Source organism: Sphingorhabdus sp. (assembly GCF_023910635.1).
GTDB lineage: Bacteria > Pseudomonadota > Alphaproteobacteria > Sphingomonadales > Sphingomonadaceae > Sphingorhabdus_B.
In genome coordinates this window covers 14,368-27,796 of record NZ_JAAVVZ010000004.1, presented here as the reverse complement: position 1 = coordinate 27,796, position 13,429 = coordinate 14,368, and the positions used below count along the sequence as shown (strand labels likewise).

Genomic DNA, 13,429 nt, shown 5'->3' with positions numbered 1-13,429 from the left:
AAAAATGAGGAGAGTCGGCATGCATGATCTGGTTATTCGGGGCGGAACCGTGGTTGATGGCACGGGCGCGGCACGGTTTGTTGCCGATGTTGCGATTGATGGCGGCATTGTAACGGCCATTGGCAAAATCAGTGCGGCGGGCCGCGAAGAAATCGACGCGAGCGGCAAGGTCGTCGCGCCTGGATTTGTAGACATTCACACCCATTATGACGGTCAAGCGACGTGGGACAGCGAGATGGCACCATCGAGCTGGCATGGCGTAACTACGGTGGTCATGGGCAATTGCGGCGTTGGATTTGCACCTGCAAAGAAAGACAAGCATGACTGGCTGATCGGCCTGATGGAGGGTGTGGAGGATATCCCGGGCACTGCGTTGGCCGAGGGTATGACTTGGGATTGGGAAACCTTCCCCGAATATCTGGACGCACTGGAACGCCGTCCGCGCACCATCGACGTCGCAACGCACGTGCCCCACGGGGCGGTGCGCGCTTATGTGCTGGGCGATCGTGAGATGCCGGGTGCGGTCCCAACCGACGCCGACATCGCAGAAATGTCCCGCATTGTCGAAGAAGGCATAAGAGCAGGCGCGCTTGGCTTTTCAACATCGCGCACCGTGCTGCACAAATCCGTGGACGGCGAACTCGTGCCGGGGACTACGGCCACAAAGGAAGAGCTGATCGGTATCGGTCGCGCCATGGGCCGTGTCGGATATGGCGTGTTTGAAATGGCGAGCGACATGAAACGCGATTGGGATGAATTTGGTTGGATGGGCGCGCTGAGCCGCGAAACCGGCTTGCCCGTAACCTTTGCCGCGTTGCAATCCATCGCCAAGGAAATGCCGTTGGAGGAACAGATTTCTTCAATGATTGCCGAAAATGACAATGGCGCAAACATCGTCGCGCAAATCGCCTTGCGCGGCAATGGCATCATCATGGCATGGCAGGGAACGGTTCATCCTTTCCGATTCAAGCCAGCATGGGTAGAGATTGAAGCGCTGCCATGGGCGCAGCAGCTAACCTGCCTGAAAGACCCTGCGTTTAAGGCGCGGATGATATCCGAAGAATCGGTGTTTCCCGAAAGTGACATCATCGATTTTCTGCGTATCGTTGCGGGCGGTTGGCCCGTACATTTCGAAATGGGGCCTGCATTTAATTATGAGCCACGGCAGGACGAAAGCGTCATGGCGCGCGCCATTGTCGCCGGAGTCAGCCCAGCGGAATATGCATATGACCTGTTGATGCAGGACGATGGCACTGGGTTTATTTATTTCCCCATCCTCAATTATCGCGATGGCAATTTGAACTTTCTTGAGGAACTGCAAACCCGCGATGACTGTGTGAACAGCCTGTCAGACGGCGGCGCGCATTGCGGCACGATTTGCGATGCAGCCAGCCCGACCTTCATGTTGCAACATTGGGTCCGTGACCGGCAGGGCAAACGCATAACGCTTGAGAATGCGATTAAACGGCAGTGCCATGACACTGCACGGCTTTATGGACTAAATGATCGCGGCGTGCTGAAGCCAGGTTATCTGGCGGATATCAACATTATCGATCTGGATCGGTTGAAGCTGAGCAAACCATGGCTGGCGTTCGACTTACCCGCCGGTGGCAGACGTTTGCTTCAAAGGGCAGATGGCTATGTCGCGACTGTGAAGGCCGGAGTCGTCACCTTCCGTGAAGGCAAGATGACGGGCGCGCTGCCGGGTGTCGTGGTGCGGGGTCCGCAAAATGTGCTGATGGCTGAGGCGGCGGAGTAGGCGCTAAAAATTATTGATTTGGAAACAATTCTTGTCTATAGGCAGTGAAACGAGTAACGGAGCCTATCATAATCTGCGTTATTCGCCTACTTAGGGGCTCCTGCGGGAGCCCCATTTCATTTCTAGAGGGCACCCATGCAACAAGTTGCAGTTTTCGTTGATGCTGGTTATTTGTTTGCAGCGTCTTCAGCGCTTTTAACCGGTTCCAAACAACCGCGCACCGACATAAAACTTAATGCAGAACAAGCAATTAAGGAGCTTTTTGAAGCTGCGGCAAAGGCAGCGCCTGATGTCAGGCTGCTGCGAATCTATTGGTATGATGGCATTAAGCCGTTCCAAGGGCCAAGCCCATCGCAAACGTCGCTTAGCCAGCAGCCAAACGTTAAACTTAGACTCGGCTTCATAAACAGCTTTGGGCAGCAAAAGGGTGTAGATTCACTAATTGTTACCGACCTTATAGACTTGGCACGAAATGCTGCAATTAGTGACGCGTTGATTGTTGCCGGTGACGAGGATTTACGTGTTGGTGTGCAGGTTGCACAGACATACGGCGTTCGAGTACACCTTTTAGGTGTCGAGCCGTCGCGCGGGACGCAATCACCTCATTTGCTGCAAGAAGTTGACAGCCATATTGAATGGTCGAGATCAATTGTCGAAACGGTTATATCCTGTACCAAATCCGTTGTTAAAGGTCCATTGCGTCCGATACTTGATCAACTAGGTCCACAAGTTGGAACAAACGTTGATTTTTCCGCCGTGATTGGAACCGTAATGGTCCGCTTTGACACAGAGCAGATAACTTCGATCAAAGCGCATTTGGAAAGCACAGGCAGCCTACCTAGAGATGTCGACGCACCATTGCTGGCGCAGGCTCGCCATACACTTGGTGCTGATTTGAACACGGAGCAAAAGCGGCAACTGCGAAGAGAAGCGCAGGCGTTTGTGAGAGATCGTAGCAAGTAACCAAACATCATGTTTAAATGGGGTATCCAGTGCGAACCCTAATCGTTCAAACCCGCATCGGCATCAATACATACAACGCTGCCGACTTATCATTCTCGCGGATCAAGGTCGGTGCGCTGGCGTCGGCGAGGTGCAACTCAACCACGTCGCCTTCGATTTCGCCCAAAATGTCCATCAAATAACGTGCGTTGAAGCCGATTTCGAAGCTATCGCTGCTATATTGACCGGATACTTCTTCTGCCGCCGTGCCGTTTTCAGGGCTGGTGACGGACAAGGTGATCTTGTCATGATCTAGCGCCATTTTGACGGCGCGGGTTTTTTCGGTGGCGATGGTCGCGACGCGGTCCACGCCTTGTGAAAATGCCTTAGGGTCGATGCGCAGCAATTTGTCATTCGCGGTCGGAATGACGCGGCTATAATCGGGGAAGGTTCCGTCGATTAACTTTGATGTCAGGATGACGCTGTCAAAGGTGAAACGGATTTTGCTCGCCGACAGGTCGATCTGGATGACATTGTCGCCGCTTTCATCAAGCAGCTTGCGGATTTCGGCAACGCATTTGCGCGGCACGATGATGTCGGGCATATTTTCCGCACCAGCAGGGCGTGGCAAGGTCACGCGGGCCAAGCGGTGACCATCGGTCGCTGCGGCTTTCAAAACGGGTTCGGCATCGTCGGTAACGTGCAGGAAAATGCCGTTGAGATAATAACGCGTTTCTTCGGTCGAAATCGCAAAGCGCGTTTTATCGATGATCTGGATCAACGCGCTTGCAGAGATTTCAAACGAGGTGGGCAAGTCACCTTCGGCAATTGTCGGAAAATCGTCACGTGGAAGGGTCGCGAGCGAGAAACGGGCGCGGCCAGCATTCACGGCCATGCGGCCATCGGCGGCGTGCAGTTGCACTTGCGAACCATCGGGCAACTTGCGGGCGATTTCGAACAATGTGTGCGCGGAAACCGTTGTTGCGCCGGGGGTTTCGACATCGGCAGCAAAAGTTTCAACGACCTGCAAATCAAGGTCGGTCGCGGTCAACTTGATCTTGCCGCCTTCGCTTGCTTCGATAAGGACATTGGACAATATCGGAATGGTGTTGCGTCGTTCCACCACGGACTGGACGTGGCTCAGGCTTTTCAGCAGCGTCGCGCGTTCGATCGTGGCTCTCATTCACATTCCCCTTGTCGGGCCGGCTGGTCCGCAAACCAGCCAAAAAACCCAATTAATATACCGAATCTTCCATAACCGCTTTGACCGTTAGGGCAAGCCGATAGCTTTTGCCTCCAACAATATCCTGTGGAATAAGGGCTATATGGGAATTTCAACACACAATCGACGGCTTTTCATCGCGCGGCATGGTGAAACAGTGTTTAACAAAGTGGCACGGATGCAAGGTCAGGCCGAATTGCATACGCCGTTGACATGGGAGGGCTGCGTCCAGGCGCGTGAGATGGGCCGTGCGTTGGCGGAATATCTCGGACCGGACGCAACGCCGCAGCTTTGGGCATCCACCGCAGGCCGCGCGCTGCAAACGCTCGCCTTAATTGCGGAAGAAATTGATGCGGATTGGCACGAGACCAACCGCGACGACCGTTTGCTTGAAATCGACGTTGGACGTTGGTCAAGCCGAACCTATGCCGACATTGCGGCTGAAATCGGCCCAATCGTCGACGCCGAACATAAATTGTTTTCGGTTCGGCCCGACGGCGGTGAATATTATGAAGATGTGGCGCATCGTCTGTCGCACTGGCTTGGCGAATTGTCCTTTGATCAGGATATGCTCATCATTTGTCATGGGATGACCGCGCGGGTGCTGCGCGGGTTGCTGCTTGGGATCGAACCGATGGCGCAGTTTGGCGCGCCCATTGCGCCCAGTCTGGCCCAAGGTAGCATGGTCATGATCTGCGACGGTGTCGAAGCTTTGGTCATCGATGGCAGCGGGCAGGGCGAGCGCGCGTGAAAGAGGCTGCGTGGCTGTTATATATGGTTATGATATCCGCGCCCGTGTCCGCCAAAGAGCGCTTGGGCGTATATCAAAGCTGGGCTGCGTTTCACGAGCCACAGACGCCCCGTTGCTACGCGATTGCCGCGCCTGAAGAAAGTTTACGCACGCCGACGCAGCCAGCGTTTTTATCGGTTGGTTTTTGGCCGAATCGCAACGTTAGGCAGCAGCTATATGTGCGTCTCTCCCGGAACCGGGCGTCCAATGGCGATGTGACCTTAAGCGCCGGTGGGCGACGTTTCAGATTGCAGGCCGTAGGCAACACGGCGTGGGCAGTGGACAGGCGGATGGATCTGGCGATTGTCTCCGCCATACGTGCTGCAAAGTCGCTGAGCATTGAGACGATTGGAGAAAACGGAAAGTCAATTGTTGATATCTATAGTCTTCGTGGCGCACCAAGCGCCATTGATGCGGCCGCATTGCGATGCGCTCAAATATAAAATTAAGTTAAAGTCGAATTGACTCACTGGAACGCCGCAGGTCTGTTACAAAAGTTCACATTTGATATTTGTTCGAATACGAATTGCGCCTGGGTATGGCTCTCGTCCCGCGAACCTCCAGTTCACAACGGCTATATGCCATGGAAAAACCACTGAACCGTTTGCCCGAGCATGCCGACAATATGTCGGTCGCATTAATATCGTCATCTTTTTCACCGCTTATTTTGTTGCGTGAGGATCTTACGATTATCGCAGCCAGCAAGTCCTTTTGCTTAGCATTTGACGTCGATTGTGCGGGCGTTACGGGCAAAAAGCTGGCCGACTTGGGCGGGGGTGAATGGAACGTGCGACAGTTGAACGCGCTGTTGCAAGCGACGGTGTCGGGCAAAGCTGCAATTGATGTCTATGAAATGGACCTCGTGCGGCCGGAAAAGGGAACGCTGCGCCTTTTGATAAACGCCCATACGCTGGATTATTTTGAAGCCGAAAGCATTCGTGTCGTGCTTGCCATCACCGATGTCACATCGCAGCGATTGGCCGATAAAGTGCGCGATGATCTTGTCCGCGAAAAACAGTTGTTGCTCAACGAAATACAGCACCGCGTCGCGAATAGCCTTCAGATTATCGCGAGCGTCCTGCTGCAAAGCGCTCGCAAGGTGCAGTCGAGCGAAACCCGCGAGCATTTGCGCGACGCGCATAACCGCGTGATGTCGATCGCAATGCTGCAAAAGCACCTGTCATCGACCGCTGTCGATAATGTAGGCCTCAAAAATTACTTTGCGGATTTGTGCAATAGTATTGGCGCATCAATGATCGGCGACCCCGGGCGGATAAAACTCACAACGCAATGTGATGACAGCGTCGTTGACCCAGATACGTCGGTCAGCCTTGGCTTGGTTGTCACCGAACTGGTGATCAATGCGCTAAAGCATGCCTTTCCGGGCCGGACCCAACACGGGTCGATCAAGGTAGGCTTCACATCAGATGGCAAGGCATGGACACTTGTCGTTGCTGATGACGGCATCGGCATGCCCAAGGATGAAGAAGACCGAAAACCAGGCCTGGGCACAGGTATTGTCGAGGCATTGGCAAGCCAGTTGGGGGCAATTGTCACGATTTCGGATCAGGCACCGGGGACACAGGTTTCTGTGGTCCGTACCGCGTAAGCCGCCACGCTGGCTTTTCGCGGAAATTATTACTATAGGCGCGGCTAACATGCAGATTCCCGGCCATATCGACCCCGTTGTCACCCCGCGCGCCATTACGCCGCGCAATGATGGACGCATTGACCTCATGGGGTTGAGCCATCTCCAAATTCGGCAGTTGTTTGAAGAATCGCAGTTGGATGAAAAGGCGGCAAAGCTCCGGTCAAAGCAGGTGTTCCATTGGATCTACCATCGCGGCGTGACCGATTTTGAAGCGATGACCGATATTTCCAAAACGATGCGGCCTTGGCTCGCCGACCGTTTTGTCATTGGCAGGCCAGAAGTGGTCGAGGCGCAGGTGTCGACAGACGGCACGCGCAAATGGCTTTTGCGTACCGATGATGCGCAGGATTATGAAATGGTGTTCATCCCCGATGCGGATCGCGGGACTTTGTGTATTTCGAGCCAGGTTGGCTGCACGCTCAATTGCCGGTTCTGCCATACCGGCACGATGCGGCTGGTGCGCAATCTGACGCCCGGCGAAATCGTTGGTCAAGTGATGCTCGCACGCGATGCGCTTGGCGAATGGCCAAAGGGAAATATGGCCTTTGCGTCGGCCAACGAAGATGACGACGACGACGTCGGCCATTATACGGCCGATGGCCGCATGCTGACCAATATCGTGCTGATGGGCATGGGGGAGCCGCTCTATAATTTTGACAATGTCCGTGACGCGATGAAGGTTGTCATGCATGGCGATGGCCTTGGCCTGTCGCGCCGCCGGATTACGCTGTCGACGTCAGGTGTCGTGCCGATGATGGCGCGCGCAGGCGAGGAGATTAACGTCAACCTCGCGGTATCCTTGCATGGAGTCACCAAAGAGGTGCGTGACGAGCTGGTGCCCTTGAACCGCAAATATGGCATTGATGAATTGCTGCGCGCTTGCGCAGAATATCCGGGTATCAGCAACGCGCGGCGGATTACGTTTGAATATGTGATGCTGAAGGGCAAAAACGACAGTGACGAGGACGCGCGCCAGCTAGTGAGCCTCATCCGGCAGTATAAACTTCCTGCCAAGGTCAACCTGATCCCTTTCAATCCATGGCCCGGCGCAGACTATGAATGTTCTGACTCCGAACGGATTAAGCGTTTTTCCAGCATTATTTTTGAAGCTGGCATCAGCGCGCCCATCCGCACGCCACGTGGCCGCGACATCATGGCGGCTTGCGGGCAATTGAAATCCTCTAGCGAGAAGAAAAGCCGCGCCGAGCTTGACCGCCTCGCCGAAGAAAAACAGGCGGCTTTGGGCTAGGCCATGAGCTTTACGTGGTGGCGATATCCGACACGTCGATTTGCGGTCGATGGGCTGGCGTTTAGCGTTTCCAGCCGGGCACGCGGCGATGGTTTGCATTCGGCTTTATCCATGCAGGGTGTGACGCAAGCTGCGGACCACACACCGTCCTTTGGCCCCGAATCTGTCCGCAACCATCTGTTGCGGGTGACGCTCCCCGATGGACGTTTGTTGGAGGTGGAACTGGGTTATATGGGCCTATGGACCACTGGCATTGTCGCGCGTGTTAATGGCGTTCTGGTGTATGAAAGCCATAAAGGACGCGTTCCGGTCTACCCCGAAAAATATCAGAGCACGGCGGTGCAGCATAGCAGCTTTGGCGAAATCGTGAAGACAACGCAAAGCGCACAAGGCACGCATAGCGGCGTATTCGCGCGCCACAACCGCCTGCCTTTTGCCATTGATGTGGCCACTGGTTTATTATTCTACGTCATAGCCAAAATGACCGATTTACAAACCGCCGCCTTGGTTGGTGTTGTCGTCGGCTTTGGCCTTGTCGCGTTCCAACGCATCACAAAAATAGATGTCACGGGCGGCCTTGCTTTGTTTGGCATCCTCATGCTTTGCATATCGGCGGGCCTTGCAGTCTGGTTGAATGACGAGGAATGGATAAAGCTGCGCGGTACAATCACAGGATTGATTGCCGCCAGCTTCTTCATCATCGATGGTGCGCGCGGAGGGCGGTATATCGGCAAAGGCTTGGCGCGCTATATGCCATATTCGGATATTCATGCGGGTCGCTTTGCAATCGTCATGGGCGTGATCGGGCTGTTTATGGCGGCGTTGAATTATGGCGCTGCAAAGTTGCTGACCACTGACAATTGGCTGTTCTACAAAACCTTCGTCGATAATTTTATCGTTATTGGCCTTGTCCTGCTTGCCATGCGCTATGCCCGGGCAAAGCCAACAGTTTAAACGAAAATCGCGACCGATTGCATACCCGTTAGCACCGCTTCGCCGCGGCTGTTCCAGACTGTCATATATTGGCTGCTTGCGCCGTTGGCGGCGTGGTGCGTTTCGCTGGATAGATACCACCAGCCATTTTCGGTGGTTGGCGCATCGGTCAACATATTGATCTGCCAGTTCATGGAGCTCACCATGCCCTTTTCGGTCATGAGTCCCATGGCCGACGGCGGCAGGGCGTCACCGATACAGATGAGCTCGGCAATTGAGTCCAGCCCTTGATGCTCGGTCAGCCGATGCCAGCTTGCGAGCCGATTGGTCGCCATCCCAAGCTCCAGTCGTTTGTCTGGATATTGCATATGACCCGTGAAAAACTCTGGTGGGCCGCTGCGCGCATTATCGGTCGTTGGGATAAGCGGGAAGTCCGGAGCCGGGATATTCACATAATCCAAATGGCTGTGCCTGCGGTTCATGAAAATGAAATTGCATGTCAGGCCAACGCCATCTGCCCCTGAAATCACCGCCTGAATAAACGCGGTGTTTTTCCCACGCCGCAGAATATGCGCGCCAACCTCTATCTCGCCCGCCAGAGGCCCCACAAACGCAATCTGAGCCGATTGTAGAGGGGGAAGATCATCCGCTGCCAGCTTCGCCGCGTGATAGGCCAGAGCGGAGCTCAGGCCGCCATAGGCCGTGCGTCCCTGATGCCAGCTTGGCGGAATGGAGATTGTGTGAGTCGTGGCGCCGGGTGAAAACTGGGCGAGAAGCGATGCTAGGTTCATGCCTTTGGCTTAGCGATGGAAAATCAATGCCGCAAGCCGCGGACGAAAACTGGCTTGCGTTGGAATGCGTTGCGTGTTGAACCCTGTGATATCGCCAAAGGGAGACATCCGATTTATAACTGGATCGACGATCTGCTGCAGAATGGAAAGGCTATCCCGCCCGACACAATGTCGGCAAGTCTTGCCTCCCGGATATTGCGTGCCGCAGTTGCAGAGGGCGCGAACAAGCGAGAGCTTATTTCCGCCATTGGCCTTGATGAAACAAAGCTGCGCAACCCCTTAAGCCGGATTTCCGCGCCAGTCGCGTTGCGTTATTTTAAAACATTGCAGACCTATTTTAACGATCCAGCGGTGCACCTGCGGCTTGGCGACAAGGCCGCGATGCAGAACTTCTCTGACTTTGGCTATGTCACGCGTCTCGAACTCGATCTTGCCTCCGTGATTCGGGCGCATGCGCGTATTCAACCGCTGCGGCAGAATATGGTGCGGACGACCTTCCACTCAGATGGCAAGCCACCGTTTTTTATCTGGGATTACGCACCCGACCGCGTGCAGAGTTACGCCAGTTTTGTTGAGTTTTCAGTAATGGCCTTCGCGCGCTTGTCGCGGCAGGTGCTGAACGAACCACCTCTGCTTCAGGCTGTGCATTTTCAGCATCAGCCCCAATTTGGCACGGCTATTTATGACGCTGCTTTTGGTTGTCCGGTAGAATTCGGAATGCCGCAAACGCGTTTGGAAATCGCTGGGCGTCAGGTATTTCGTCCGTCACCGTTCGCCAATCAGGCGCTGCTTGATGCAGAGTCGCAACGGTATGAGCTTCCGGCCAAGTGGATGTTTGCAGGCAAAACCCAATTGGCCTTCAGCTATTTCTATCTTACAAGTGAGTTGGACAAATCACCGCCGACGTTGGACCGAATGGCCGCGTCCTTTGGCATGAGCGAACGGACACTGCGGCGTAAACTGGTGGAGGACGGCCTGTCCTTCCGAGATCTGCTCCACCTTGTCCGTAAGGATATGTGCCAACTATATTTCATGGAAGATACGCGCTCACTTGGCGAGATCGCCTTGTTGCTCGGCTATAGCGATCTAAGCGCATTTACGCGGGCGCATAAAAACTGGACCGGAAGCCCCCCAAGCCGACGTTAAGCGGCAGCTATTGTGCCGGTTAAACTTAGAACGCTCATGAATGAAGACATCGCCAAGGAAAATATGGTGGGCGTAGCAAGGATTGAACTTGCGACCCCTGCGATGTCAACACAGTGCTCTACCACTGAGCTATACGCCCACTCTGCGGGAGCCTCTAGCTGGGCTTGCCTTATCATTCAAGCCTATTTCAGTTCGCCGAAACTTTCCTTTGCAAACAAGCGTTCGACTTTGAGAACAAGATCCTTGAGATGGAAGGGTTTGGAAAGGAAGTTGGCGTTTGGCCTGTTGGCTTTCTCATTCTTGTCGCCGCACTCAAATGTTGCCGATGAATGTAAACATCACCGACGGCTGAAACGGCCACAACGCCTGCATAATCGCGCAGTTTTATTTTTTCCCATTTTGCCGAGAATCTGCCAATCATGCGGCTGCAAAATTCAGAGAGAAGCATGGCACCGACGGATATAGATGGATTCGCAAGATGGGGAACGGATGCACCATCCGTCCCTGTACTGCTGTCCGTGCCGCATGCCGGGCGTGATTATCCATCGGAGCTGTTGGATGCGTTAAGGCTGCCGCCTGCGGTCCTGCTGCGGCTTGAGGACAGATATGCCGACATATTGACGCGGCGCTGTGTCCAGTTGGGATATCCTGTCATTATGGCGCGCCGTGCGCGGGCGTGGATTGATTTGAACCGCGACGAGCAGGATATTGACACAGAAATGGTTCAAGGGGCGCTGCGAAGTGATTATCCCCCACCAGGGGTCAAGCAACGCGGTGGTCTTGGCCTGATTCCCCGAAGATTGTCAGGTGAGGGTGAACTGTGGAAACGGCAATTTACCTTGGATGAGGTGGAGCACCGGATATCGTCGTTCCACCGACCTTATCATGAGGCAGTTGCGGATGTGCTTGAACAAATGCGGCTGCGGTTTGGCGTTGCTATATTGCTTGACCTGCACAGCATGCCGCCGATCCGTGGCGTAACTTCTGGACCAGCGCCTCAATTTGTCATTGGGGACCGTTTCGGCAAAAGTGCAGCGTCACGATATGCCGAGTTGTTAATGGCGCGGTTGCAATCCCAAGGGTTTAACGCCGCGCTTAACCATCCTTATGCTGGCGCGTATATTCTCCGCCGCCACGCGCGGCCAGGTGCGAACATTCATGCCATTCAGTTGGAAGTTGACCGGTCGCTGTATCTCGACCCCGATTTGCGCCATCCTGGCGCGGGTTCGGACCGCATGAACGCCATGATACCTGCTCTAGTGGCGGCGCTTGCCGACGAAGCTTTGGGTTCCGCGATCCTGATTGCTGCGGAATGATGATAAAAAACCACCCCGGATTGTTCCGGGGTGGCCTAGGTTCAGGGAGTTGATGCCTTCACAGACATCGGTGGACGGAAACGGGAGGGGATGATTCCGTCCACCTAAGAGAATGGGGCATTGCTATTACAGTTTCAAGACCTAGGCCGAAAACAAGTGCAGTTTGCCGACCAGCCGCCCGATGGTTGCGAGGAATTGTGCGTTAGCCTGTGCTGCGACCATGTCAGGGCCACATGCGCTGAAGGAATGGCATGCGGTCGATGAACTGATGTTTCAACGCACCCAAGACATGTAGCCCGATCAGAATGATAAGAGGCGTGGCAAGAAATTCATGACCTTCTTGTGCAAAGTCGGCAAGCGCCGCGTTTTTGCCGACGGCCATATCAACAGTGAATAGACCGAAAAAGTCCACTGGCGCCGCTTTGCCATTGGCACCGATCATGAGCCAGCCAGTCAATGGCATGACGATCATCAGAATGTAGAAAAGAATATGCACGGTTCGTCCTGCCGTCGCTTGAAAGCCGGCCAGTTGACCAGGTAGCGGCGGAGGGCGATGGCCAAGGCGCCATAAAATGCGGCCAATGGTAAGGGTTAGAATGGAAATACCAATGGCCTTGTGCGCGCTCATATACACCGCGCGCGTTGCCCGAGGCAGATCTTCAGCTAAAGTAGCCAATAATATATTGGCCACAATCAATGTCGCGATAGCCCAATGAAACAGGATTGCGATTTTGCCATATTTGCCCATGCCGTCACTCCCCAAAATAGGTCGCTTGACGGCATGAAGCGATCGATTGGCTTAGTTCGAAGGCAGTTCCGTCACTTGCGGTACCTTACCTTGAGCGACCTGAACTGCAAAGATTTCCCGCATTAATTGCAAAGAGAATAAATGTGCATGGATCAGCGCAAGAATACCATTTTGGTTCAACTTGCGAACGGCATCGCCACGAAGCTTGCGCAATTTGTCTTCATCTATCATCTTAAAACCACGATAGATGAAGGGCTGCTCCTGGCCTTCTTGCTGAATGGATACTTCACCATCCATGAGAAGGTCGAGCTTTTTGATTTCCTCAACAAAGGCGTGCGTTTGCGCACCAGCATTTTCAAAGTCTTCGCAGAATTTCAAAATCGCTTTTGTATTATCGCTTGGCTTGCCGTCTTCAAACAAAGGCAAGCCTTCTTCAAATTCGCCAACTGCACCGGACGTTGGGTCAAAGCACAACGACAATTCTTCGGTGTCCGGGCGCAGTTTCGCCAGCAGGAACGGATAGCGACGGACATATGCAGGGATGTAAACGGGGCGATCAAAGTGCCCTTCTTCGTTCATGAAAGTGTTCACGCCTTCATTCATGCCCATTAAGACGAGCGGTACGGGGTTTTCCGATGCGGAGAAGATGATTGGATAGGTGCGCGACGCAGGCACAAATTCTTCAATCGTCAACGGAATGGCATGTTGGCCCTCAAGAAATTTAGCGTTTTCGAGCATGCGTGACTTCCACGTCACATGATCGTTGCTGCTCAACGGCACCAGGTCGTTGTACAAAAGCGGGAGGTTGGCGGCTTGGGGCGCGGTGGCCATATGTAACTCCATCGTTGAATTTTAATAAAGAAATTTTGAAGGCGCCGTTTA

Annotated in this window: 13 protein-coding genes and 1 tRNA gene; 9 read left to right on the top strand and 5 right to left on the bottom strand. The window is 54.1% G+C overall.

Features of this window, described 5'->3' with window-relative positions; translation table 11 throughout:
• The first annotated feature begins 19 nt into the window (after positions 1-19).
• Positions 20-1,759 carry an amidohydrolase family protein gene (locus tag HEQ34_RS03135; RefSeq protein WP_296197251.1) on the top strand — a complete coding sequence of 580 codons (1,740 nt, stop codon included), beginning with the start codon at positions 20-22 and terminating at the stop codon, positions 1,757-1,759.
• A gap of 135 nt (positions 1,760-1,894) precedes the next feature.
• A complete protein-coding gene (locus HEQ34_RS03130) occupies positions 1,895-2,722 on the top strand; it encodes an NYN domain-containing protein (protein ID WP_296197247.1) in 828 nt (275 codons plus the stop codon).
• A gap of 46 nt (positions 2,723-2,768) precedes the next feature.
• On the opposite strand, the gene dnaN is transcribed toward HEQ34_RS03130, so the two are convergent.
• Positions 2,769-3,884, bottom strand: coding sequence for a DNA polymerase III subunit beta (gene dnaN, locus HEQ34_RS03125; protein ID WP_296197244.1), 1,116 nt, complete (start codon positions 3,882-3,884; stop codon positions 2,769-2,771).
• Positions 3,885-4,026: 142 nt separating this feature from the next.
• Between dnaN and HEQ34_RS03120 the strand changes: the two genes are divergently transcribed.
• The 5 genes from HEQ34_RS03120 (at position 4,027) to HEQ34_RS03100 (ending at position 8,567) form a co-directional block, all read left to right on the top strand.
• Positions 4,027-4,674: a histidine phosphatase family protein gene (locus HEQ34_RS03120; RefSeq protein WP_296197241.1), complete on the top strand. Its 648-nt coding sequence runs from the start codon at positions 4,027-4,029 to the stop codon at positions 4,672-4,674.
• Positions 4,675-4,697: 23 nt separating this feature from the next.
• Positions 4,698-5,156, top strand: coding sequence for a hypothetical protein (locus tag HEQ34_RS03115; RefSeq protein ID WP_296197239.1), 459 nt, complete (start codon positions 4,698-4,700; stop codon positions 5,154-5,156).
• 140 nt (positions 5,157-5,296) lie between these two features.
• Positions 5,297-6,322, top strand: a complete 1,026-nt coding sequence (locus tag HEQ34_RS03110) for a histidine kinase dimerization/phosphoacceptor domain -containing protein (protein ID WP_296197236.1) — start codon at positions 5,297-5,299, stop codon at positions 6,320-6,322.
• 49 nt (positions 6,323-6,371) lie between these two features.
• Positions 6,372-7,613 carry a 23S rRNA (adenine(2503)-C(2))-methyltransferase RlmN gene (rlmN, locus tag HEQ34_RS03105; RefSeq protein WP_296197232.1) on the top strand — a complete coding sequence of 414 codons (1,242 nt, stop codon included), beginning with the start codon at positions 6,372-6,374 and terminating at the stop codon, positions 7,611-7,613.
• Between the two features lie 3 nt (positions 7,614-7,616).
• On the top strand, positions 7,617-8,567 hold the full coding sequence (locus tag HEQ34_RS03100; protein WP_296197229.1) for a septation protein IspZ: 951 nt from the start codon (positions 7,617-7,619) through the stop codon (positions 8,565-8,567).
• Here the strand turns inward: HEQ34_RS03100 and HEQ34_RS03095 are convergent.
• On the bottom strand, positions 8,564-9,337 hold the full coding sequence (locus HEQ34_RS03095) for a thioesterase family protein (protein ID WP_296197225.1): 774 nt from the start codon (positions 9,335-9,337) through the stop codon (positions 8,564-8,566). The two genes, HEQ34_RS03100 and HEQ34_RS03095, sit on opposite strands and share 4 nt — an antisense overlap.
• A 15-nt stretch (positions 9,338-9,352) precedes the next feature.
• Between HEQ34_RS03095 and HEQ34_RS03090 the strand changes: the two genes are divergently transcribed.
• A complete protein-coding gene (locus HEQ34_RS03090) occupies positions 9,353-10,483 on the top strand; it encodes an AraC family transcriptional regulator (RefSeq protein ID WP_296197223.1) in 1,131 nt (376 codons plus the stop codon).
• A gap of 64 nt (positions 10,484-10,547) precedes the next feature.
• Here HEQ34_RS03090 and HEQ34_RS03085 read toward each other — a convergent pair.
• Positions 10,548-10,622, bottom strand: a tRNA-Val gene (locus tag HEQ34_RS03085).
• A gap of 307 nt (positions 10,623-10,929) precedes the next feature.
• Between HEQ34_RS03085 and HEQ34_RS03080 the strand changes: the two genes are divergently transcribed.
• On the top strand, positions 10,930-11,799 hold the full coding sequence (locus HEQ34_RS03080) for an N-formylglutamate amidohydrolase (RefSeq protein WP_296197219.1): 870 nt from the start codon (positions 10,930-10,932) through the stop codon (positions 11,797-11,799).
• 223 nt (positions 11,800-12,022) lie between these two features.
• Here the strand turns inward: HEQ34_RS03080 and HEQ34_RS03075 are convergent, their stop codons facing one another.
• Together HEQ34_RS03075 and HEQ34_RS03070 are read right to left on the bottom strand one after the other, a co-directional pair.
• Positions 12,023-12,547: a cytochrome b gene (locus tag HEQ34_RS03075; RefSeq protein ID WP_296197215.1), complete on the bottom strand. Its 525-nt coding sequence runs from the start codon at positions 12,545-12,547 to the stop codon at positions 12,023-12,025.
• A gap of 51 nt (positions 12,548-12,598) precedes the next feature.
• On the bottom strand, positions 12,599-13,378 hold the full coding sequence (locus HEQ34_RS03070; RefSeq protein WP_296197213.1) for a SapC family protein: 780 nt from the start codon (positions 13,376-13,378) through the stop codon (positions 12,599-12,601).
• Positions 13,379-13,429: the final 51 nt, after the last annotated feature.

Coding starts and splice junctions, on each gene's coding strand:
- HEQ34_RS03135 (WP_296197251.1), top strand. CDS start 20: ATGCATGATCTGGTTATTCGGGGCGGAACCGTGGTTGATGGCACGGGC.
- HEQ34_RS03130 (WP_296197247.1), top strand. CDS start 1,895: ATGCAACAAGTTGCAGTTTTCGTTGATGCTGGTTATTTGTTTGCAGCG.
- dnaN (WP_296197244.1), bottom strand. CDS start 3,884: ATGAGAGCCACGATCGAACGCGCGACGCTGCTGAAAAGCCTGAGCCAC.
- HEQ34_RS03120 (WP_296197241.1), top strand. CDS start 4,027: ATGGGAATTTCAACACACAATCGACGGCTTTTCATCGCGCGGCATGGT.
- HEQ34_RS03115 (WP_296197239.1), top strand. CDS start 4,698: ATGGTTATGATATCCGCGCCCGTGTCCGCCAAAGAGCGCTTGGGCGTA.
- HEQ34_RS03110 (WP_296197236.1), top strand. CDS start 5,297: ATGGAAAAACCACTGAACCGTTTGCCCGAGCATGCCGACAATATGTCG.
- rlmN (WP_296197232.1), top strand. CDS start 6,372: ATGCAGATTCCCGGCCATATCGACCCCGTTGTCACCCCGCGCGCCATT.
- HEQ34_RS03100 (WP_296197229.1), top strand. CDS start 7,617: ATGAGCTTTACGTGGTGGCGATATCCGACACGTCGATTTGCGGTCGAT.
- HEQ34_RS03095 (WP_296197225.1), bottom strand. CDS start 9,337: ATGAACCTAGCATCGCTTCTCGCCCAGTTTTCACCCGGCGCCACGACT.
- HEQ34_RS03090 (WP_296197223.1), top strand. CDS start 9,353: ATGGAAAATCAATGCCGCAAGCCGCGGACGAAAACTGGCTTGCGTTGG.
- HEQ34_RS03080 (WP_296197219.1), top strand. CDS start 10,930: ATGGCACCGACGGATATAGATGGATTCGCAAGATGGGGAACGGATGCA.
- HEQ34_RS03075 (WP_296197215.1), bottom strand. CDS start 12,547: ATGGGCAAATATGGCAAAATCGCAATCCTGTTTCATTGGGCTATCGCG.
- HEQ34_RS03070 (WP_296197213.1), bottom strand. CDS start 13,378: ATGGCCACCGCGCCCCAAGCCGCCAACCTCCCGCTTTTGTACAACGAC.